19 protein-coding genes are annotated in these 20,598 nt (G+C 66.6%); 4 read left to right on the top strand and 15 right to left on the bottom strand.

Features of this window, described 5'->3' with window-relative positions; genetic code table 11:
* Positions 1 to 310 precede the first annotated feature (310 nt).
* Positions 311 to 2,131 (bottom strand): sodium-extruding oxaloacetate decarboxylase subunit alpha, encoded by a 1,821-nt coding sequence (gene oadA / locus QO259_RS07305; protein WP_285952330.1) that lies wholly within the window; start codon positions 2,129 to 2,131, stop codon positions 311 to 313.
* Between the two features lie 33 nt (positions 2,132 to 2,164).
* Positions 2,165 to 3,580, bottom strand: a complete 1,416-nt coding sequence (locus tag QO259_RS07300; protein ID WP_233076371.1) for an acetyl-CoA carboxylase biotin carboxylase subunit — start codon at positions 3,578 to 3,580, stop codon at positions 2,165 to 2,167.
* Between the two features lie 143 nt (positions 3,581 to 3,723).
* On the opposite strand from QO259_RS07300, the gene QO259_RS07295 reads away from it, so the two are divergent.
* The gene (locus tag QO259_RS07295) at positions 3,724 to 4,710 is read left to right on the top strand and encodes a LysR family transcriptional regulator (RefSeq protein WP_285952329.1); all 987 of its coding nucleotides are present in this window, start codon (positions 3,724 to 3,726) and stop codon (positions 4,708 to 4,710) included.
* Positions 4,711 to 4,873: 163 nt separating this feature from the next.
* Here the strand turns inward: QO259_RS07295 and QO259_RS07290 are convergent, their stop codons facing one another.
* The 13 genes from QO259_RS07290 to QO259_RS07230 form a co-directional block, all read right to left on the bottom strand.
* Positions 4,874 to 5,392 (bottom strand): GAF domain-containing protein, encoded by a 519-nt coding sequence (locus QO259_RS07290; RefSeq protein ID WP_285952328.1) that lies wholly within the window; start codon positions 5,390 to 5,392, stop codon positions 4,874 to 4,876.
* A 144-nt stretch (positions 5,393 to 5,536) separates the two neighbouring features.
* Positions 5,537 to 6,526, bottom strand: coding sequence for a lipoyl synthase (lipA, locus tag QO259_RS07285; RefSeq protein ID WP_285952327.1), 990 nt, complete (start codon positions 6,524 to 6,526; stop codon positions 5,537 to 5,539).
* A gap of 61 nt (positions 6,527 to 6,587) precedes the next feature.
* Positions 6,588 to 7,256 carry a lipoyl(octanoyl) transferase LipB gene (lipB, locus tag QO259_RS07280; RefSeq protein WP_285952326.1) on the bottom strand — a complete coding sequence of 223 codons (669 nt, stop codon included), beginning with the start codon at positions 7,254 to 7,256 and terminating at the stop codon, positions 6,588 to 6,590.
* Positions 7,257 to 7,261: 5 nt separating this feature from the next.
* Positions 7,262 to 7,549, bottom strand: a complete 288-nt coding sequence (locus tag QO259_RS07275) for an HP0495 family protein (protein WP_285952325.1) — start codon at positions 7,547 to 7,549, stop codon at positions 7,262 to 7,264.
* A 120-nt stretch (positions 7,550 to 7,669) separates the two neighbouring features.
* On the bottom strand, positions 7,670 to 8,896 hold the full coding sequence (locus QO259_RS07270) for a D-alanyl-D-alanine carboxypeptidase family protein (protein ID WP_207030818.1): 1,227 nt from the start codon (positions 8,894 to 8,896) through the stop codon (positions 7,670 to 7,672).
* A 27-nt stretch (positions 8,897 to 8,923) separates the two neighbouring features.
* Positions 8,924 to 9,910, bottom strand: coding sequence for a septal ring lytic transglycosylase RlpA family protein (locus tag QO259_RS07265; RefSeq protein WP_502949147.1), 987 nt, complete (start codon positions 9,908 to 9,910; stop codon positions 8,924 to 8,926).
* Between the two features lie 14 nt (positions 9,911 to 9,924).
* Positions 9,925 to 10,965, bottom strand: a complete 1,041-nt coding sequence (gene mltB / locus QO259_RS07260; RefSeq protein ID WP_285952323.1) for a lytic murein transglycosylase B — start codon at positions 10,963 to 10,965, stop codon at positions 9,925 to 9,927.
* Positions 10,966 to 11,000: 35 nt separating this feature from the next.
* Entirely contained in the window at positions 11,001 to 12,140 is a 1,140-nt protein-coding gene (gene rodA / locus QO259_RS07255) for a rod shape-determining protein RodA (RefSeq protein WP_207030822.1), read from the bottom strand.
* Positions 12,130 to 14,025, bottom strand: a complete 1,896-nt coding sequence (gene mrdA / locus QO259_RS07250) for a penicillin-binding protein 2 (protein ID WP_285952322.1) — start codon at positions 14,023 to 14,025, stop codon at positions 12,130 to 12,132. The genes rodA and mrdA overlap by 11 nt, the downstream gene beginning before the upstream one ends.
* Positions 14,026 to 14,112: 87 nt before the next feature.
* Positions 14,113 to 14,580 (bottom strand): 23S rRNA (pseudouridine(1915)-N(3))-methyltransferase RlmH, encoded by a 468-nt coding sequence (rlmH, locus tag QO259_RS07245; protein WP_285952321.1) that lies wholly within the window; start codon positions 14,578 to 14,580, stop codon positions 14,113 to 14,115.
* Positions 14,577 to 14,954 (bottom strand): ribosome silencing factor, encoded by a 378-nt coding sequence (rsfS, locus tag QO259_RS07240; protein ID WP_035474483.1) that lies wholly within the window; start codon positions 14,952 to 14,954, stop codon positions 14,577 to 14,579. Before rsfS ends, rlmH begins: the two co-directional genes overlap by 4 nt.
* A 121-nt stretch (positions 14,955 to 15,075) precedes the next feature.
* Positions 15,076 to 15,801 carry a nicotinate-nucleotide adenylyltransferase gene (gene nadD, locus QO259_RS07235; RefSeq protein WP_502949134.1) on the bottom strand — a complete coding sequence of 242 codons (726 nt, stop codon included), beginning with the start codon at positions 15,799 to 15,801 and terminating at the stop codon, positions 15,076 to 15,078.
* On the bottom strand, positions 15,788 to 17,071 hold the full coding sequence (locus tag QO259_RS07230; RefSeq protein WP_207030838.1) for a glutamate-5-semialdehyde dehydrogenase: 1,284 nt from the start codon (positions 17,069 to 17,071) through the stop codon (positions 15,788 to 15,790). The genes nadD and QO259_RS07230 overlap by 14 nt, the downstream gene beginning before the upstream one ends.
* A gap of 400 nt (positions 17,072 to 17,471) precedes the next feature.
* On the opposite strand from QO259_RS07230, the gene QO259_RS07225 reads away from it, so the two are divergent.
* Genes QO259_RS07225 through QO259_RS07215 form a run of 3 tightly spaced genes read left to right on the top strand, consistent with a single transcriptional unit; the run spans position 17,472 to position 20,583 of the window.
* On the top strand, positions 17,472 to 18,269 hold the full coding sequence (locus QO259_RS07225; protein WP_285952320.1) for a hypothetical protein: 798 nt from the start codon (positions 17,472 to 17,474) through the stop codon (positions 18,267 to 18,269).
* Positions 18,266 to 19,180, top strand: a complete 915-nt coding sequence (locus QO259_RS07220; RefSeq protein WP_285952319.1) for a diguanylate cyclase domain-containing protein — start codon at positions 18,266 to 18,268, stop codon at positions 19,178 to 19,180. Before QO259_RS07225 ends, QO259_RS07220 begins: the two co-directional genes overlap by 4 nt.
* Positions 19,177 to 20,583: a bifunctional DedA family/phosphatase PAP2 family protein gene (locus QO259_RS07215; RefSeq protein WP_285952318.1), complete on the top strand. Its 1,407-nt coding sequence runs from the start codon at positions 19,177 to 19,179 to the stop codon at positions 20,581 to 20,583. Before QO259_RS07220 ends, QO259_RS07215 begins: the two co-directional genes overlap by 4 nt.
* Positions 20,584 to 20,598 lie beyond the last annotated feature (15 nt).

The following is a 20,598-nucleotide window of genomic DNA, read 5'->3' as shown; positions in this document are numbered from 1 at the left end:
GGCGCCGCCCAGAGATAAGCGCTCATGTCCATTCCCTAGGACGATGGGCGCCGGGGACAGGGCAAAGCGAGGGTCCTTTGCCAGGGATGGCAAAGGTAGCGCCCAAGGAGGGGTTCATAGCGCCCTCGCGACGCCCTGCCGCCGGAGCAGCCCATATCGTCCAGCGGCTATGAAAGGCGATCCAAACGCTTTCTAGCGATAGGCGGCTCGCCAGCAGCGGGCAACAAAACAGACGGCGCGGCGTCCTTCGACGCCGCGCCGTCTTGTCTCGGGCTTCCCGGGAAGGCGGCGGAGAAACCGCCGCCGCCCCTCACTCGATCTCGACCAGTACCTCACCCGGCGTGACACGATCACCCTTGGCGACGTGAACCGCCTTGACCGTGCCCTTGATGCGCGACTGCACCTCGGTCTCCATCTTCATCGCCTCGGTGATCAGCACCGCCTGGCCGGCCTCGACGCTGTCGCCCTCGGCCACCAGCACGTCGACGATATTGCCCGGCATCGAGGTGGTGACATGCCCCGGCGCGCTGGCCTTGGCACGTCCGGCGCCCTTGCCCTCCTGCACGAACTCGTTCTTGGCCTCGAACACCACCTCTTCGGGCATGCCGTCCAGGGTCAGGTAGACGCGGCGCTTGCTGCCGCTGCCACTACCCACACCGGTGATCTGCACCTCGTAGGATTCGCCGTGGACGTCGATGACGAACTCCGTCGGCACGCCCTCGGAGACCGGTCGCTCGCCGCCACCGCTGCTGCTGGGCGCGGGAATCGCCTCCGGCACCAGGGTGCCGTCGCGCCGGCCCTTGAGGAAATCGCGCCCCAGGTCCGGGAACATGGCGAAGGTGAGCACATCCTCCTCGCGCTCGGCGAGTTCGCCGATCTCTTTTTCCAGGCGCGCCATTTCCGGCTGCAGCTGGTCGGCGGGTCGCCCCTCGTCGACCGGCTCGCTGCCGATCGCCTTGCGTCGCACCTCTTCGTCGACCGCGGCCGGCGGCTGGCCATAGCCCCCCAACAGGTAACGCTTCACTTCATTGGTGATCGACTTGTAGCGCTCGCCGGTGAGCACGTTCATCGCCGCCTGGGTGCCGACGATCTGCGAGGTCGGGGTGACCAGCGGCGGGTAGCCGAGATCGGCACGCACCCGCGGGATCTCGTCGAACACGTCCATGATACGGCCGAGCGCGTTCTGCTCCTTCATCTGGTTGGCCAGGTTGGACATCATCCCGCCGGGCACCTGCCAGATCTGCACGCTGACATCCTCGCGGGTGTACTCGCTCTCGAAGGCCGCATACTTCTTGCGCACCTCGCGGAAGTAGTCGCCAATCTCCTTGAGCGCCACCAGATCGAGGCCGGTGTCATAGGGCGTACCCTGGAAGGCAGCGACCATCGCCTCGGTGGAGGGGTGGCTGGTGCCGTTGGCAAAGGCCGAGTTGCAGGTGTCGATATGCCGACAACCCGCCTCCACAGCTTTCAACTGGCACAGCGAGGCGAGCCCGGCCGTAGCGTGGGCGTGCAGGTGCACCGGCACGTCCACCGTTTCGACCAGCCCGGCGACCAGCTCGCTGGTGGCGTAAGGGGTTAACAGCCCAGCCATGTCCTTGATCGCGATCGAGTCGGCGCCCATGTCGACCAGGCGCTGGGCCTGCTCCAGATAACTCTCCAGGGTATGCACCGGGCTCACGGTGTAGCAGATCGTGCCCTGGGCATGCTTGCCGCTCGCCTTGACCGCCTTCATCGCGGTCTCCAGATTGCGCAGGTCGTTGAGCGCATCGAAGACCCGGAAGATGTCGATGCCGTTGTCGGCGGCGCGGGCAACGAAGCGCTCGACCACGTCATCGGCATAGTGGCGGTAACCGAGCAGGTTCTGGCCACGCAGCAGCATCTGCAGCGGGGTATCGGGCAGCGCCTCACGCAACGCGGTCAAACGCTCCCACGGGTCCTCCTTGAGGAAGCGCACGCAGGCGTCGAAGGTCGCCCCGCCCCACACCTCCAGCGCGTGAAAACCGATGGCATCGAGCTTGGCACAGATCGGCAGCATATCCTCGGTGCGCATGCGCGTGGCGATCAGCGACTGGTGGCCGTCGCGGAGCACCACATCACTTATCTTGACCGGCGTCGTCTTGGCGTTGTTCATTGTCTCTCTCCTCATGACTGTCGGCACGGCGCCTCAAAGGCCGGCATGCGCGGCGATCGCCGCGGCGATCGCCAGCGCTACCTCTTCCGGGTTGCGTTTGACGGAGTAGTTGAGCAGCTCCGGATGCGCCGGCACGAAGCCGGTATCGAAGTGGCCGGCGCGAAAATCGGGATGCCGCAGAATTTCCTGATAGTAGGGGGTGGTCGTCTTGACCCCCTGCAGGCGCATGTCGTTGAGCGCGCGAATGCCGCGATCCAGCGTTTCTTCCCAGGTCATGCCCCAGACGATCAGCTTGAGACACATCGAGTCGAAATAGGGCGGAATGGTGTAGCCGGTGTAGATCGCGGTGTCGGTACGCACCCCCGGCCCGCCTGGCGCGTAGTAGCGGGTGATGCGACCGAAGCTGGGCAGGAAGTCGTTCTTGGGGTCTTCGGCGTTGATCCGGAACTGGATCGCGTAGCCGTGGTGGACGACATCCGCTTGGCGGAAGGCGAGACGCTCCCCCGCCGCCACCCGCAGCTGCTCGCGCACGATATCGATCCCGGTGATCGCCTCGGTGATGGTGTGCTCGACCTGGACCCGGGTATTCATCTCCATGAAGTAGACCTCGTTGTCCTTGACGAGGAACTCCACGGTACCGGCATTCTCGTAGCCCACCGCCTCGGCCGCGCGCACCGCCATCTTGCCCACGTAGCTGCGCAGTTCCGGGGTGAGCTGGGGACTGGGCGCGATCTCGATAAGCTTCTGGTTGCGGCGCTGGATCGAACAGTCACGCTCGAACAGATGGATCACGTTACCGTGGGCATCGGCGAGAATCTGCACTTCGATATGGTGCGGATCGACGACGCACTTCTCCATGAACACTTCGGCACTGCCGAAGGCCTTGGTCGCCTCCGAGATCACCCGCTCCCACGCCTGCTTGAGCTGGTTTTCGTCATCACAGCGGCGAATGCCGCGCCCGCCGCCGCCGGAGGTCGCCTTGAGCATCACCGGGTAGCCGATCTCCGCGGCGACTTCCAGCGCCGCGTCGCGATCCGGCAGATTGCCCGCCGACCCCGGCGTCACCGGCACTCCGGCCTCGCGCATCGCCGCACGCGCTGCGGTCTTGTCGCCCATGCGCGCGATGACCTCGGCGCTGGGGCCGACGAACGTAATCCCCGCCTGGGTGCAGATACGCGCAAAGTCGGCGCTCTCGGAAAGAAAGCCGTAACCGGGATGGATCGCGTCGCAGCCGGTCTCGCGGGCCAGGTTGACCAGCCGGTGGGCGTCGAGATAGCCCGCCAGCGGCTCCTCGCCGACGAAGTGCGACTCGTCCGCCCCCTTTACGTGGAGCGAGAAGCGATCCGGCTCGGTATAGATCGCCACCGAACGGATGCCCATCTCGGCACAGGCCCGTACAATACGCACGGCGATCTCGCCGCGGTTGGCAATTAGCAGCTTCTTGAACACCGTCTGCCCTCCGAGTTGTGCGTCGTTGTTGTCGGCTTTGTCATCGGCTTTCTACGCTAGCCACCCGCGAGCCAATAGAAAAATTGATATTTCTTTGCCGACCTATAAGCTAGACCTTATACCTGACCGCGAGGACGTCCATCATGTCGCGCCCCAACCTGCTCAACCGCCTGACATTCCGGCAGCTCCAGGTGTTCCAGGCCGTTCATCGGCAGCAGTCCTACTCGCGGGCCGCCGAGCAGCTGGGGCTGACGCAGCCCGCGGTAAGCGCGCAGATCCGCCAGCTCGAGCAGGCCCTCGGCCAGCCGCTGTTCAAATATGCGGGCAAGACGCTGCACGTCCTGCCGGCGGCGGACGCCCTTTCGGCCTCGGTGCAGTCGATCTTCGGGCAGGTGTCGAGCCTGCAGATGGAGCTTTCAGAGCTGGCGGGGACGATTCGCGGGGAACTCAATCTGGCGGCGGTCTCCACCGCGCAGTATGTGGTGCCGCATATCCTGGCGCGCTTTCGCGCGCGCTATCCGGAGGTGCAGGTGCGGCTGCGCGTGTGCAATCGCGTGCAGGCGCTGGAGCGACTCGCCGAGCGGCGCGACGATCTGGTGATCATGGGGATGGTACCGGACGACCCGAACCTGGTGTTCATGCCGATCCTGGACAACGAGCTGATTCCGGTGGTGTGGCCGGGGCATCCGCTAGTGACCGCCGAACGGCCGACGCTGGAGGATTTCGCCCGCCACTACCTCCTGATGCGCGAACCCGGCTCGGGAGCGCGCACGGCGTTCGAGGATTTCGCCGCCCGCGAGCGTATCTCGCTGCACCACACCATCGAGCTAGGAACCAACGAGGCGATCAAGCAGGGGGTGATGGCTCATCTCGGCGTGGCGGTGCTGCCGCGTCTGGCGGTACAGCTCGAACTGGCCTCGAACCTGCTCGCCAGCCCCACCCTGCCGGGCTTCCCGCTACGCCGCTCGTGGTGCACCGTCTACCCCAAGGATCGCTACCCCACCCCGGTGACGGAGCTGTTCCTGCGCTTCGTGCGCGAGCTATTGCCGGAACTCAACGCCCACTTCCGCGCCCCGATGACCCCGATCGACACCCCGACCCTGGTCTGCCTGCCCAGCGCCGACGCCTGAACGGCGCCGGGGCACACAGCCTGGGCAACATCGATCAGACAACGCACTGCGCTCGCGCTCCAGTTTACGCTGGTGTGAATGAGCATTTCGACGGGGGCCGGCTCGCTTACGAGGCCGATTTCAACGCCGTATCGTCGCGCGCAGGCATTTCGTAGACACCCTCTCAGGCGCCACCCTGGGCCGTTTGCACACGCAACACATGCAGCGACACCAGCTCCTCGGCGATGGCCGCCATCAGGCGCAGGCGATCCATGTCGCCTTCGTCGAAGGCCCGCGGCAAGGTGCCAATCAGGCACAGCGTGCCGATGCACGCCCCGGACTCTACGAACAGCGGATAGCCGGCATAGAAGCGAATGAACGGTGAGCCGAGCACCAGCGGATTGTCAGCGAAGCGCGCATCCTTCAGCGCGTTGTGGATCACCAGCGGCACCCCATCGGCCACCACGTGCCCACAGAATGAGATACGCCGCGGCGTCTCGCACACGCTCAGGCCCTGACGCGACTTGAACCATTGGCGATCCTCGTCGACCAGCGTGATCATCGACATTGGCACGTCGAAGATTCGTGTGGCCAGTTCGGTCAAACGGTCGAAGCCTTCGTCAGCGTGGGTGTCCAGCAGCTCGAGCTTGTGCAGCGCGGAAAGGCGCGTCTGCTCGTTATCAGGGGATGAAGGGGCAATCATGTCAGGACCTCTGCGAACGCGGCGGCACACCGCCGAAAGGCGCGGCGCCGGTTCCAGCGGCCGCGTCCCGATTGTCTTGCGGCCCACGCCCGGAGGGGCATGGAGACCGGCGCGCTGCGTGAGCGCACCAGCCTCAGCGCAAACTCACTTCACTTCGACGCCGTGGGCCTGCTTGTCGGCGTGATAGGAGGAGCGCACCAGCGGCCCGGAAGCCACATGGGTGAAGCCCATCGCCCTACCCTGCTCGGCGAACCAGTCGAAGGTACTCGGATGTACCCAGCGATCCACCGGCAGGTGGTTGCGCGACGGCTGCATGTACTGGCCCAGAGTGAGCATGTCGACGTCATGAGCGCGCAGATCGCGCATGACCTCGATCACCTGCTCGTCGGTCTCGCCGACGCCGAGCATCAGACCGGACTTGGTCATGACCTCGGGGCGGCGCGCCTTGTAACCCTTGAGCAGGTCCAGCGACCACTGATAGTCGGCCCCGGGACGCACCTTGCGGTAGAGCGACGGCACCGTCTCCAGGTTGTGGTTGAAGACGTCCGGCGCCTCCCCTTCGAGGATGTCCAGCGCCACCTGCATGCGCCCGCGGAAGTCGGGCACCAGCACCTCGATCTCGATCTCGGGGCTGTCGCGGCGAATCTCGCGGATACAGTCGGCGAAGTGCTGAGCGCCGCCGTCGCGCAGGTCGTCACGATCGACCGAGGTCACTACCACGTAGTTGAGGCCCATCTCGGCGATCGCCTCGGCCAGCTCCCGCGGCTCCTTGTCGTTGAGCGCATTGGGGCGCCCGTGGGCAACGTCGCAGAACGGGCAGCGCCGGGTGCAGATGTCGCCCATGATCATGAAGGTCGCGGTGCCACCGCTGAAGCACTCGCCCAGGTTGGGGCACGAGGCCTCCTCGCACACCGTGTGCAGACCGTGCTTGCGCAGCGTCTGCTTGATATGGGTGACCTGTGGCGAGACCGGCATGCGCACGCGCAGCCAGTCGGGCTTCTTGGGCAGCGTCTCGGTCGGGATGACCTTGACGGGGATGCGCGCGACCTTCTCCGCGCCGCGCAGCTTGACGCCGCGCTCGACACGCCCGGGCTTTTTCGAATCGGGCGTTTGCATGACGGTGGTCTCGGTCATAAGTCCCATCCTGATGATTCATTGAGTTCGGGCGGCGTCTTGCGCGCCCTGACGATGCCGCTCAGGCCATCGCGTCCGCTGTCAGGGCCGCCGGCCGGTCAGTGCGCTCGACCAGGGTGGCGCCCAGGCGCGCGGCGAAGCAGCCGGCGAGCCGGGTGGCTTCCGCGTCGAGATCCGGCGTCGCCACACCGAGGTCACGCAGCTGGGTCATCTCGAGCCCGGCATAACCGCACGGATTGATGCGCGAGAACGGGGCCAGATCCATATCCACGTTGAGCGCGACGCCGTGAAAGCTGCAGCCACGCCGGATGCGCAGCCCCAGCGAGGCGATCTTGCGCGCACCGACATAGACGCCGGGGGCATCGGCCCGCGCCCGGGCATCGATGCCGTGAACGGCGAGCAGATCGATCACCGCCTGCTCCAGCAGGCTCACCAGCTCGCGCACGCCGACGCCCAGCCGGCGAACGTTGAGCAACGGATAGAGCACGATCTGCCCCGGGCCGTGGTAGGTCACCTGGCCACCGCGATCACTCGCCACGACCGGAATGTCTCCCGGCAGCAGCAGATGTTCGGGCTTGCCCGCCCGGCCCTGGGTGAACACCGGGTCGTGCTGTACCAGCCACAGCTGATCGACACTCGCGCCGTCGCGGGTGTCGGTAAAGCGCGACATCGCCTCCCATACCGGGCGATAGGGCGCGCGGCCCAGGCGATAGAGCTCCAGCTCGGCCATGGCGGTCACAGCACCATATGCACGCGACCGGTCGCCTTGAGCTCTTCGAACAGCGCGTTGAGCTGCGCCTCGCTGGTCGCGCGGATCACCGCCCGCGCGGACTGGAAGCGGCCATTGCGACTATCCGAAAGCGTGATCGCCGAGCTGTCGAAGCCCGGCGAGTGGCGCGCGATCACCGCGCTGATGGCAGCGACGAAATCTTCGGCCGCGTCACCGACGACGCGAATGGGATAGTCACACGGGAATTCGATCTTGGGTCGCGGCAGATCGACGTTATCGGGGGTCTGGGTCATCGAGTTACGAACCGGCTGCGGTTTCCGCCCATTCTACGCAAGAACGCCGCATGCACCAACACGCCCGCCGCGACCGCCGGGTCGAACCGGCGTGCCGCGGCGGGCGTCAGATGACTTGGATCAGTTGAACAGGCCGGTGACGAACAGCACGATGCTATCCCACACGCGCTTGAAGATACTGCCCTCTTCGACGCCTTCCAGCGCCACCAGCGGCTCCTGACCCAGCACCTTGTCGCCGGACTTGATCTCCAGCGTACCGATCTGCTGGCCCGCCTGGATCGGCGCGTGCAGCGTCTCGGGGATATTCAGACGCGCGGTCAGATTGTCGGCGCTGCCCCGCGGCACGGTCATGCTCACTTCATGCTGCACGCCCAGACGCACCGTGTCCTGCGCACCGCCCCAGACACGCGCCTGATTGAGCACCGAGCCGGCATCGTAGAGCTTGCGTGTCTGATAGAAACGGAAGCCGTAGTTGAGCAGTCGCTGGGTCTCGGCGGCACGCGCCTCGTCAGACTGGGTTCCCATCACCACCGCGATCAGACGCGTGTCCTGCTTCTTGGCTGAGGCCACCAGACAGAAGCCAGCCGCTTCGGTATGCCCGGTCTTGAGGCCATCGACGTCAGGGTCGCGCCACAGCAAACGGTTGCGGTTGGGCTGGCGAATATCGTTGTAGGTGAAGTACTTCTGCGAGTAGACCTTATAGTGGTCGGGGTAGTCTTCGATGATGTGGCGGGCCAGGATCGCGAGATCGTGGGCCGAAGAATAGTGGTCATCGTGCGGCAGGCCGGTGGGGTTCATGAAGTGCGAATTCTGCATCCCCATGCGCTGCGCCTGCTGGTTCATCAGATCGGCGAACGCCGATTCGCTGCCGGCAATGTATTCGGACAGCGCGACGCTGGCGTCGTTGCCCGACTGGATCACCACGCCGTGGAGCAGATCCTTGACGCTGACCTGGGTACCTTCGCGGATGAACATGCGCGACCCGCCGGTGCGCCAGGCGTTCTCGCTGATGCTGACCATGTCGCTGTCATGGATATTGCCGCGCTCGATCTCCTGTTCGACGATGTACGCCGTCATCATCTTGGTCAGGCTAGCCGGCGGCAGGCGCTGATCGCCGTTGTGATTGACCAGCAGTTGGCCGGTGGCGGCATCCATCAACACCCAGGAAGAAGCGGCGAGATCCGGCGGCGAAGGGATCATCTGCTCAGGCTGCGGGTTGCTGCCCTCGGGCATCTGACTGTCCGGGGTGGGTTGCTGCTGTGCGCCGGCCGGGGACGTGAGCAGCCCCAGGCACAGCGAGGCCGAAAGGACCCAGCGGGGAAGTGACGAAGTGAACAGCGCTTTCATGACAATCGAATTCTCGTTGAACGAAGGTTACTGGGTGGGCGATACCACGAACGTCTGACCGAAGCCGGCGTCACTCAAGGTTGCCCGAACGGTTTCCAGGGATGCCAGGTCATCGATCGGGCCGACCTGAACGCGATAGAGAGAGGCGCTATTGTCGATGCGCACCGGCTGCGACAGCAAGCCTTGCAGCCTCGACTGGAGCGCCAGGGCCTTGTCCTGCGAGCCCAGCGCAGCGACCTGTAGATAGCGAACGCCGCGTGTACCCTGCGCCACTCTGGTCTGCGTCATACCGGTCTGCGTCACCGGGCCTGGCGCGGCAGTGGCAGCGCGGGTACCCGGGTCGCTAGCCGCGGCAGCGCGGTCGACGGCGGTCGACAGCGGATCGTTGCGCCGGGGTGCCGCCGAGGTCTGCGCGGTGCCCGCTACCCGCGCGGGTGCGGCCGGCGCGGCGGCGACCCGGGGCCCAGAGCGGCCACCGCCGTGGGTCTTCGCCCAGGCCACCGGGTCGATCGCCTCGACCCGCACCCGCCCGGTGCCGTGCCCGAGAATGTCCAGCCGTGCCGCCGCCGCGTAGGAGAGATCGATCAGGCGATCGTCGTGGAAAGGCCCACGGTCGTTGATGCGCACGATCACCTGGCGCCCGTTGTCCAGATTGGTCACCCGGGCATAGGTCGGCAACGGCAACGAGCGGTGCGCCGCCGACATCTTGTACATGTCGTAGGGCTCGCCGCTGGCGGTATCGTAACCCTGGAACTTGGTGCCGTAGAAAGAGGCCCGCCCCTCGGCGACATAGCCGCTGGGGTCGCTGAGCACGTGGTAGGTCTTGCCCCACACGCGGTAGGTCGGCCGATTGCCGCTGCGCGAGCGCGGCTCCACCTTGGGCACCGCATCCGGCACCTGGGAGACGTCACGGGGAGCATCGGGATAGCCATCCTGACTCGCCGCGTAGCGCCCACCCCCGCTCCCGCCAGGGCCGCCGGCACAGCCGCTGAGCAGCAGCGCGGCGGCCAGCATCCACCACAGTCGTCTCACGTCTCTGCCGCCTCCAGCGCGAGCTGGATGCGTTGCGCCAGGGTAGCCACCGCCATGGCGTAGAGATGGCTGTGGTTGTAGCGCGTGATGACGTAGAAGTTGTCGAGCCCGAGCACGTAACGCACGTGCCCGTCGGCGTAGTCCAGCGCCAGCGGCATCACTTTGTCATCGGGCGTGAGCGAGCCGGCGGTGGGACGGACGCCCGCCGCCGCCAGCTCGGACACGCGGACCGACGGCGGCTCGGTCTGATTGAACGTCAGTCGAGCCGGCGGCGTCGCCGGCCCGCTGGCTTCGACCAGCACTGCCTGCCCGCGGCGCCAGCCGTGCTCGCTGAAATAGTTGGCGATGCTGCCGATGGCATCGGTGGGGTCGTTCCACAGATCCTTGAGCCCATCGCCATCGAAATCGACCGCGTAGGCCTGATAGCTGGTGGGGATGAACTGCGGGTAGCCCATGGCGCCGGCATAGGAGCCATAGCGCGAGGCGGGGTCGACGCCCTGGCCCAGCGTGATGGTCAGAAACGCCATCAACTCGCGGCGAAAGAAGTCGCCGCGGGTCGGATGATGAAAGGCCAGCGTGGAGAGCGAGTCGAGCACCCGATGGCTACCCTTGTGCGCCCCATAGCGGGTCTCGACGCCGAGAATCGCCACGATCACCTCGGGCGGCACGCCATACTCGCGCTGGGCACGATCCAGCGCCTCACGGTGCTGCTGGAGAAACGCCACGCCTTGGGCCACGCGATCGGGCTGGATGAAGATATCGCGGTACTGATCCCAGCGCAGCCGACGCTCGGCGGCATGATTCATCGCCTCGAGCACCTGCGGCCGGTAGCTGGCGGCACGCATGGCATCGTCGAGCTGCTGCGACGACAACCCTTGCGCGCTCAAGGTATCGAGCATGGTGCGCACCTGGGGGTGCGTCGCCGGGTCGAAATCGCTCTCTGCCAGCGCCGTCCCGGCGCTCGAGAGCCCTCCTGCCAGAGCCACCACCAGAGCCATTGCCCGGGTCAGACTTCCCTGTTTCCAACGCAGCGCCATGCGCCAGTGCTCCCTGCTGCAGCCCGCCGCGACGCTCAATGCTTGAGCAGGCGGCGGTGCGTGTGAATCGACATGAGAATACCGAAACCGGCCATCAAGGTCACGCTGGAGGTCCCGCCATAGCTGACCAGCGGCAGCGGCACCCCGACCACCGGCAGGATACCGCTGACCATGCCGATATTGACGAAGACGTAGATGAAGAAGGTCAGCACGATACTGCCGGCGAGCAGGCGGCCGTAGGTATCCTGGGCCTGATTGGCCATCACCAGCCCGCGCGAGACCAGCAGCAGATAGAGCACCAGAATGGTCGCCATGCCGATCAGGCCGAACTCCTCGCCCAGCACCGCGACGATGAAATCGGTGTGGCGCTCGGGCAGGAACTCCAGCTGCGACTGGGTGCCCAGTCCCCAGCCCTTGCCCTCGAGTCCGCCGCTACCGATGGCGGTCTTGGACTGGATGATGTTCCATCCGGCGCCCAGCGGGTCGCTCTCGGGGTTGAGGAAGGTCAGCACCCGCTGGCGCTGATAGTTGTGCATGTTGAGCCATAAAAGCGGCATCGCCGCCCCTGCCATCACCGCCAGGCTGAGGATGAAGCGCCACGACAGCCCCGCCAGCAGGATCACGAACACCGCCGCCGCGGTCACCAGCATCGAGGTGCCCAGATCGGGCTGGCGCGCGATCAGCAGCACCGGCACCGCGATGATCACCCCGCACACCAGCAGATCGCGCCACGATGGCGGCAGCGGCCGGCGATGCAGATAGGCCGCCAGCATCATCGGCATGGCGATCTTCATCAGCTCCGACGGCTGGAAGCGCAGCGGACCGATCTCCAGCCAGCGCTGCGCGCCCATGCCGATATCGCCCATGATCTCCACCGCGATCAGCATCAGCAGCCCCCCGCCATAGGCCAGCGGGGTCCAACGATAAAGCGTGGCCGGCGAGAACTGGGCGATCACTATCGCCCCGACCAGCGCGATCCCCATACGGATCGCCTGGGCCATGGTGGTCTGCGCCGACATGCCACTGGCGCTGTAGAGCACTACCAGGCCGAAGGCGATCAGCAGCAGCAGAATCGACAGCAACCAGGGGTCGAGGTGCAGCCGCAGCCACAGCGAGCGCTTGCGGCCGACCCGCGCGCCGTGATTCGGCGCAGTGCGTTGAAAATCAATCGCCATCGAGACTCTCGACCTCTTCAGGAACGGTGGCACCGGGTTGGTCGTGCAGCTCGCTCTGGGGCAACAGCCAGGCATCGGTGAGCTCACGACCGAGCCCCGACACCCCGCCGCCGGCGTTCTCGACGATCACCGCCACCGCGATCTGCGGATCCTCCACCGGCGCAAAACCGATGAACAGCGCGTGGTCGCGCAGGCGCTCGGCCAGCTCGCTGGCGTTGTACTTCTGATTCTGACCCAGCGAAAAGACCTGCGCGGTCCCGGTCTTCCCCGCCATGGTGTATTCGAGGCCGGCACCAGCCTTGCGCGCCGTGCCCTCGCGGCCGCTCATGACCTCCTCCATGCCCTCGTAGACGTCGTTCCACCACTGCGTCTTGTCGACCTGCACATCCGGCTTGGTATCGGGGAACGGCGGCTTCACCGGCTGGTCGCCGATGCGCTCGGCCAGATGCGGGCGCACCCAGTGGCCATGATTGGCCAGCGTCGCGGTCGCCGCAGCCAGTTGCAGAGGCGTGGCCATGAAATAGCCCTGACCGATGCCCGCGGAGAGGGTCTCCCCCGGGAACCAGGGCTGGTTGTACTTCTCGCGCTTCCACTCCCGCGACGGCATCAGCCCCGGCAACGCCCCCTGGACATCCAGCGAGTTGACCTCGCCGAAGCCGAACTCGTGCATGAACGACGACAGCCGGTCGATGCCCAGACGGTAGGCCATGGTATAGAAATAGGTGTTGTTGGAGACCTCGATCGCTCGCCGCAGGTCGACCCGCCCGTGCCCCCAGCGCAGCCAGTTGTGGTAGCGCCGGGTATCGTTGGGCAGTTGGAAGTAGCCGGGGTCGTAGACGATATCGTTGGCATCGACGACCCGATCCTGCAACGCCGCCAGCGCCTCGAACGGCTTGACCGTGGAGCCCGGCGGGTATTGGCCACGGGCGGCGCGGTTGTAGAGCGGCAGATCGATATCGTCCTGCAGCGCGCGGTAGTCGGCGTAGGAAATACCGGTGACGAACTTGTTGATGTCGAACCCGGGGGCCGAGACCATCGCCAGGATATCCCCGGTCTTGGGCTGAATGGCGACGATGGCGCCACGGCGCCCGCCCAGCAGGTCGTAGGCCAGGTGCTGCAGACGGCTATCGATGGTCAGCGTGAGGTCCTTGCCCGGTACCGGCGGCTCGCGATCGAGCTCGCGCAGCACGCGCCCGCGGGCGTTGGTCTCGACCTTGCGCAGCCCCGCCTTGCCGTGGAGCTGATCCTCGTAGGTGTACTCGACCCCGGTCTTGCCGATGAAGTGGGTGCCGGCATAGTTGCCCGGATCGAGCTCGGCGAGCTCATCGGCGTTGATCCGCCCGACATAGCCGAGCACGTGGGACATCACGATCGGATCGGGGTAATAGCGCATCAGCTGCGCCTCGACCTCGACCCCGCTGAGCAGATAGCGATTGACCGCCAGGCGGGCGATCTGGTCCTCGGTGAGGTCGCTCATCAGCAGTGCCGGCTGATAGGGCCGCTGACGCTGCAGCGAGCGCTCGCGGAAGGTCTCGACCTCGTCCTCGGGCAGACCGAGGATCTGCACCAGGCGCTCGAGCGTGGCGTCGAGATCATCGACCCGCTCGCGCACGATGGTGAGATTGTAAGTGGGACGGTTTTCCGCCAGCAGCTGACCGTTACGGTCGTAGATCAGACCGCGCCGGGGTGGCAGCGGCTCGACCCGCATGCGGTTGTTGTCGGAGCGGGTGATGAAGACATCGTGCTCGACCACCTGCAGATAGAACAGCCGTGACACCAGGGCGCCGGCCATCAGCACGATCAGTGCAGCGGCGACCAGAGAGCGGTTGCGGAAGACGCGGACTTCCTGCTCGTGATCCTTGACTCGCTCGCGCCGCTTACGCATGACGGCGCCGGATCAGGGCGGGATTCGGCCCGCGGGGGGCACAGCGTTGCGGGGCGTCGAATAACGGCAAGCGACTGACTCTCTGACTCAACGGTGATACGGGTGCCCGGCAAGCAGTGTCCAGGCACGATAGAGCTGCTCGGCCAGCAGTACCCGCACCAGCGGGTGCGGCAGCGTCAGCGCCGAGAGCGACCACGACTGACGCGCACGCGCGCTCAGGCGCGGGTCGAGACCGTCGGGGCCGCCGATCAGCAGCGCCACGTCCTGCCCGCCCTGGCGCCAGTCATCGAGCCGCTGCGAGAGCTGCTCGGTGGTCCACGCCGAGCCTTTGACCTCGAGCGCGACCACATGTTCCTGATCGCGCAATTTTTCCAGCATGCGATCGCCTTCGCTGTGGATCGCCCGGGCGATATCGGCATTCTTGCCGCGCGCGCCAGGGGCGATCTCGACGATCTCCAGCGGCATCTCGCGCGGCAGCCGCTTGCGGTACTCCTCGACGCCCGCCTCGACCCAGGCGGGCATCCGCGTGCCCACCGCCAGCAGCCGTACCTTCATCCGCGCGACTCGTGCCGCTCGCCGTGGCTGGCTCCCTGCTGACGATCGACGGGCAGATCGGCCCACAGCCGCTCGAGATCGTAGAGTTGGCGGGTCTCCGGCATCATCACATGCGCAACGACGTCGCCCAGATCGACCAGTACCCAGTCGCCGCCCTGCTGCCCTTCGACGCCCAGCGGGCGCAGGCCGGCCTCCTTGGCCTTCTCGACCACGTTGCCGGCCAGCGCCGAGACATGACGCGAGGAGGTGCCGCTGGCCACTACCATGACGTCGGTCACACTGGTCAGCGCGGCGACGTCGAGCTCGACCACATCGCGCGCCTTCAACTCCTCCAGCGCCTCGACGACTAACGATTTGAGAGAATCTGTCTGCATAGCTCCTCGTTTGGGAATCGCTGCCCCGAATTCAGGGAAACGCGCATTCTACTCCGATGAGACGCCGACGCCACTGTTCGACTCTCGTTAGCCCCACGGACACTCTGGTCAGCGCCGCGGCTCAGCTCTCGTCAGCACCAGCGGTCGTCTCGCGATAGAGCCCCTGGGCGGCGATATAACGTTCGGTCGCCTCGGCCAGCAGGTAGCGCACGCTCTGTCCGCGCTGCAGCCGGCGGCGCACCTCGGTGGCAGCGATCGCCATGCGGCTGGGCAGGCTGAGCCTGAGCACCCCACCCGCGGGTGCACTCATCAGCGCCTCGGCGGTGGCGACTTCGCGCCCGGCGATCAACGCGGTCAACTCCGGGGCCAGCGGCGCGGCATGGTCGGGCCGGTCGAGCACCACCACGTGCGCCAGCGACAGCAGGCGCTGGTATTGATGCCACTGCGGCAGGCCGAGAAAGGCGTCGTGCCCCACGGCCATCACCAGCCGCGCCTGCTCGCCGTACTCCTCGCGCAGCGAGGCCAGGGTATCCACCGAGAAGGAGTGGCCGCTGCGCCGGATCTCGCGGTCGTCCGCCAGCAGCCCTGGGGTGTCGCCGATACCCGCGGCGAGCATCGCCAGGCGATCGCCGGCGGCGATACCGGGCGCTGCGCGATGTGGCGGCACATGCACCGGAATCATGTGCACCCGGTCCAGCGCCAGCGCCTCACGCAACTCGACCGCGCTGCGCAGATGGCCCAGGTGCACCGGATCGAAGGTACCCCCGAGCATGGCGATGCGCGGCGCCCGACCGCTCATACCCACATCACTGACACCGCTGACACCACTGACATCACTGACGGACATGACCATCGCCAAACACGACGTACTTGCGAGTGGTCAACCCCTCCAGCCCCACCGGGCCGCGGGCGTGCAGCTTGTTGGTCGAGATACCGATCTCGGCGCCCAGGCCATACTCGAAGCCGTCGGCGAAGCGAGTCGAAGCGTTGACCATGACCGAACTCGAGTCGACCTCGGCGAGAAAGCGCCGCGCCAGCGTGACGCTCTCGGTGACGATGGCATCGGTATGCTGCGAGCCATGGCGATTGATATGGGCCACCGCCTGATCGAAATCCTCGACCACGCGGATGGCGATGATCGGCGCCAGGTACTCAGCGTCCCAGTCCGCTTCGTCGGCGGCCACGGCGTCGGCGATCCACTCGCGGGTCAGCGCACAGCCGCGCATCTCCACCCCTTTTTCGCGATAGATCGCCGCCAGTCGCGGCAGCACCCGCGGCGCCGCCTCGACGTGGACCAGCAGCGTCTCCATGGCGTTGCACGGCGAGTAGCGCTGGGTCTTGGCGTTATCGGCGATCGCCACCGCCTTGTCGCTGTCGGCAGCGGCATCGATATAGACGTGGCAGACACCGTCGAGATGCTTGATCACCGGCACCGTCGCCTCGTCAGCAATACGTGCGATCAGCGACTTGCCGCCGCGCGGGATGATCACGTCGACGCTGGCGGTGAGACGGATCAGCTCGCCCACCGCGGCGCGATCGGTGGTCGCAACGACCTGCACCGCGTCTTCGTTCACCCCCGCATCGCGCAGGCCGTCACGGATGCAGGCTGCGATCGCGGCGTTGCTGGCAGCGGCCTCGGAGCCCCCCCGCAGAATGCAGGCATTGCCGGACTTCAGGCACAGGCTGGCCGCTTCCAGCGTCACGTTGGGGCGAGACTCGTAGATGATCCCGACCACCCCGAGCGGCACCCGCATCTGCCCTACCTGGATCCCACTGGGCTGATAGCGCAGCCCCTCGATCTCACCCACCGGATCGGGCAGCGCCGCAACCTGACGGGCGCCTGCGAGCATGGCATCGATGCGTGCCGGCGTGAGTGCCAGACGGTCGAGCAGTGGCTCGCTGAGCCCGCGCGCACGGCCGCGCTCGAGATCGGCGGCGTTGGCGCTTTCGAGCGCCGGGCGGGCCGCATCGAGCCGCGCCACGATGGCCGCCAGCGCGGCATTCTTGCGTCCGCTGTCGAGCGCACGCAGCACGGTACTGGCAGCGCGGGCACGCTCCCCGAGACGCTGCATATAAAGCGGGATGTCGTCGACGCTATCGGTCGCGGAGTGTGACATGACGTGGTATCTCTTCAAGGGTGCCGGGCAGCGATGGCATCAAGGCACGCACGCCCCGGCGCGCCGTGTCCGACGTTGCCTGACGATGCTCGCCCGGCCGTCACCGCTGCAGGCAAGAGTTTGTCTCGAATCGTGATTCACAGTGTACGGTCAGTGACAGCCCGTGCGATAGTTGCAGCATGGAATCCGCCCGGGCTCGATCGCATAGCGCGACGCCCACGACGCAAGCCGCTGCCCCGCTGGGGCGACGGTCGCGCATGGCATCGCTCGAGCGACTCGCCCTGGCGCAAGCGCCATGCCGCCTGTCGTCTGCGCGAAGACCAGACGGCGTTCCGAACCACGCAGAACCATCGGCCCAATATAAGCCACCATGCCAAGCCAGTACAAAAGCCCCGTGACAGTGGCGCTGACTCTCGCCTGCGTGGTCGCTGCCGCCGCCACGGGGGCGTTCACCGACGGGAGCGTGCGACTGATCGCCTGGGGCGGTGCCGTGGCGCTGCTCGCCACGCTTGCCTGCGGTGCGCGCAGCAGCTGCTGGATCGCCCCGGTCGCCGCCGCGCTGGCCGTGATTCTGCTCGCCACGGGCCATCCGGCGACCCTGCCCTGGATCTGGCTGCTGCCGCTGTGCCTGCAGCCACTCAGAGGGCGCGTGGGGCTGGCGCTCAATCTGGCTACATTCGCGCTTTGTGTAGCGTTCATCGCCCGTCACTTTTCGATCCCGGCCACGCTGCTGGCCGCGACGTCACTGGTCATTGTCTGGCTACTGGCCCAGGAGCAGCGCCTGCGAACCCGGCCGCTGCTCAATCGCCAGGGCGCCCAGTGGCTGCTGCCAGCGTCGATGCTGGACGCCGACGCGCGTCACGAGCAGCGCCGGGTGGAGCGCGAGTCGCTCTATGGCGAGGTCGTGATCTTTGGCTGCGCTCACTCCACGCCCAGCGATATGCGCGAGCTCAGCCGCCTGCTGTATGACCAATTGGCCCTCTACGAGCGCGCCTACCGGCTCAACGACTATGGTATCGCAGTCCTGCTGGTGGCCAACGACGACAAGCTGGCGGAGCAGCGCCGCCACCAGCTGCAGCATGCGATCGCTCCCCATCGCATCGTGTCGCACACACCGCTGCCACAGCTTGGCGATCGCTTTGCGCGCTACCGCACCAAACGCACCAGTCAGCGTCGCGAGAGTCAGCCATGGGCATGAGCCGCTACAAGCTCGCCGCGCAGTTGCTGGCACTGGCGATGTTCACCGGGCTGGCACTGTGGCACTACCTGATGCGCCACTATGATCTGATCCTGCCCCCGGCGCTGCTGGCCTGCGGGCTGCTAGTGTCGTTGCCGCTGCAGTGGCTCGGCCGGCTGCGTCCGGCGCTGGCCGACTACCTGATGCTGGTAGGAGCGCTGACTCTGTTTGCCATCGAAGCGCCCGGCTGCGTCAACGGCATGCTATGGCTGGGACTACCGGCGGCGGTCAGCCTGCTGGTGCTGTCATTACCTCTGGCGGTGCTGCTCAATGTCGCCCTGGTACCCGCCTGGATGCTACTGCTAGGGGGCACGCATGTATCGCTGTTGACCCTCAGCATGGGCTGGTGGCTGTCACTCAGCGCCGCACTGGTATTGAGCAGCCTAGATGCCCGCCGCCGCCGGGCGTTACTTCTGCCGCAGTGGCGCCGCGACCCCAAGCTGCCGCGCCAGGCATTGCAGCGCAGCCTGTCGATCGAAATCGCGCGCGCCCACGCGCTCGGCCGCCCACTCAGCGTGCTGGTGCTCTACGTCCCCCAGATCGATCAGGCCGATGACCAGTTCGGCACCGAGCTGCGCGAGGCGCTGTCCCACGCCTTCAGCCACGCAGTGGTCAACGACAGCCGCCACAGCGACCTGCTGGGCGAGTACCGTGAGAACGTTTTCTGCCTGATACTGCCCAATGCCGGCGAGAGTGGCGCCCTGGCCGCCGGTCGCCGACTGACCGCTACCGTGGCCACCATATCGCGCCCGGAGACCGGCCCGCTGGAGAGTTTCAGCCGCGTCTGCATGCTCCAACCCGGCGAAGCCACGGCGCACTTCCTGACCCGGCTCGACAATGCCGCCACCAAACTGCTGGAACCGCTCGCTTGAACTTCACCCATTGGCTCTACTCGCTCTCCCCGTCGCCCACCCTGCTGCTGCTGATCATCGCCGGCGTGGCACTGCTCGAATCGCTGGCGGTGGTGGGTATCGTCGTGCCCGGCGTGGTCCTTCTCGGCGCCGCCGCCAGCCTTGCAGGGCACGCTGAAATGCCGATTGTCCTGGTGCTGATCGCCGGCACCCTGGGCGCGTTCGCCGGTGACAATCTGAGCTTCTGGCTGGGGCGCTCGCAGCGCACGCGTATTCCCGGCTGGTGGCCGCTCGACCGCCACCCGGAGTGGCTCGAGGGCGGCATCGATTTCTTCCAGCGTCACGGCACCATGTCAGTGGTGATCGGTCGATTCGTCGGCCCGGTGCGGCCTTTCGTGCCACTCGTGGCGGGCATGCTGTCGATGCCGAGCCGGCGCTTCGCGCTGGTCAACGCCCTCTCGGCGTGTCTCTGGGCACCGGTCTATCTGCTGCCAGGCTACTGGCTGGGACGCTCCTGGAGCGAGCTGATGCAGCTGCCGCCGGGGGCCGAGCACTGGCTGCTGGTGCTGTCGCTCTCGCTGCTGGCCCTGGGGGTGCTGTTCTCCTGGTTCCGCTACCAGTTGAGCGGCCAGGGCCGCCTGCATCGCTGGCTCGAGCGCTACCAGCAGCGCCACCCGGCCTGCGCTCGTCTGTGGCGCGCACTGCGCTCGCCGCCTCCGGCGAACGAGTTCCCGTTGGCGTCGCTCTCGCTGTTGCTGACCAGCCTGGTCGCACTGATCGCCTGGACCACTTGGGTGCTGATCCACCACGGCCCGCTGCCGATGGATCGTCAGATCCACGCGTTGGCGGCAATGCTGCAGCATCAGTGGTTACTGGGCACCAGCGAGACGCTGGCCAAGATCGGGGATGCGCTGGGGATCACGCTGCTGATGGCGCCCTGGCTGCTATGGCTGGCCTGGGCTCGGCGCTTCGCCGCACTGCTGCATCTGGCCGGTGCGCTGGTCACGGTGGCCGTGGCCAACACCCTGTTCAAGGCGCTGGCCGGGCGAGCCAGGCCGGACACACCGGACTATCTCACCGGTTCGATGTCCTATCCCAGCGCCCACACCTCTACCAGCGTGGTGGTGGTGGGGCTGACCGCTGCCTTCGCCGCTCAGGTCATGCCGCTGCGCTACCGCGCCTACGCTTACTGGGCCGGCATCCTGGTGTGCACGCCCATGGCGCTGTCGCGGCTGGTGATCGGTGTGCACTGGGCCAGCGATCTGATCGGGGGCGCCCTGCTCGGGCTGATCGTGTGCGCGCTGACCCGCATCAGCTACCAGCGCTGGCAGCGCCCGGATCTGGCGATGCCACCCTGGCCGTGGCTGGCGCTGGCGTCGCTGGTGCTGGAGACAGCCCGCATCATACTGTTCCCGCCGGTATGAGCCGGTAGCAGTAAC

Origin of the sequence: Salinicola sp. JS01 (assembly GCF_030284585.1) — a bacterium.
In the GTDB taxonomy this organism is placed as follows: domain Bacteria; phylum Pseudomonadota; class Gammaproteobacteria; order Pseudomonadales; family Halomonadaceae; genus Salinicola.
This window is presented reverse-complemented; position numbering and strand designations above follow the sequence as displayed.

Bases quoted from the DNA above. Each gene is read 5' to 3' on its own strand.
- QO259_RS07295 (WP_285952329.1), top strand. From the start codon at position 3,724: ATGTCGCGCCCCAACCTGCTCAACCGCCTGACATTCCGGCAGCTCCAG.
- rsfS (WP_035474483.1), bottom strand. From the start codon at position 14,954: ATGCAGACAGATTCTCTCAAATCGTTAGTCGTCGAGGCGCTGGAGGAG.
- QO259_RS07290 (WP_285952328.1), bottom strand. From the start codon at position 5,392: ATGATTGCCCCTTCATCCCCTGATAACGAGCAGACGCGCCTTTCCGCG.
- mrdA (WP_285952322.1), bottom strand. From the start codon at position 14,025: ATGCGTAAGCGGCGCGAGCGAGTCAAGGATCACGAGCAGGAAGTCCGC.
- nadD (WP_502949134.1), bottom strand. From the start codon at position 15,801: ATGTCCGTCAGTGATGTCAGTGGTGTCAGCGGTGTCAGTGATGTGGGT.
- QO259_RS07220 (WP_285952319.1), top strand. From the start codon at position 18,266: ATGAGCCGCTACAAGCTCGCCGCGCAGTTGCTGGCACTGGCGATGTTC.
- lipB (WP_285952326.1), bottom strand. From the start codon at position 7,256: ATGGCCGAGCTGGAGCTCTATCGCCTGGGCCGCGCGCCCTATCGCCCG.
- QO259_RS07265 (WP_502949147.1), bottom strand. From the start codon at position 9,910: ATGCTGGCCGCCGCGCTGCTGCTCAGCGGCTGTGCCGGCGGCCCTGGC.
- lipA (WP_285952327.1), bottom strand. From the start codon at position 6,526: ATGACCGAGACCACCGTCATGCAAACGCCCGATTCGAAAAAGCCCGGG.
- rlmH (WP_285952321.1), bottom strand. From the start codon at position 14,580: ATGAAGGTACGGCTGCTGGCGGTGGGCACGCGGATGCCCGCCTGGGTC.
- QO259_RS07230 (WP_207030838.1), bottom strand. From the start codon at position 17,071: ATGTCACACTCCGCGACCGATAGCGTCGACGACATCCCGCTTTATATG.
- QO259_RS07270 (WP_207030818.1), bottom strand. From the start codon at position 8,896: ATGAAAGCGCTGTTCACTTCGTCACTTCCCCGCTGGGTCCTTTCGGCC.
- oadA (WP_285952330.1), bottom strand. From the start codon at position 2,131: ATGAACAACGCCAAGACGACGCCGGTCAAGATAAGTGATGTGGTGCTC.
- mltB (WP_285952323.1), bottom strand. From the start codon at position 10,965: ATGGCGCTGCGTTGGAAACAGGGAAGTCTGACCCGGGCAATGGCTCTG.
- rodA (WP_207030822.1), bottom strand. From the start codon at position 12,140: ATGGCGATTGATTTTCAACGCACTGCGCCGAATCACGGCGCGCGGGTC.
- QO259_RS07275 (WP_285952325.1), bottom strand. From the start codon at position 7,549: ATGACCCAGACCCCCGATAACGTCGATCTGCCGCGACCCAAGATCGAA.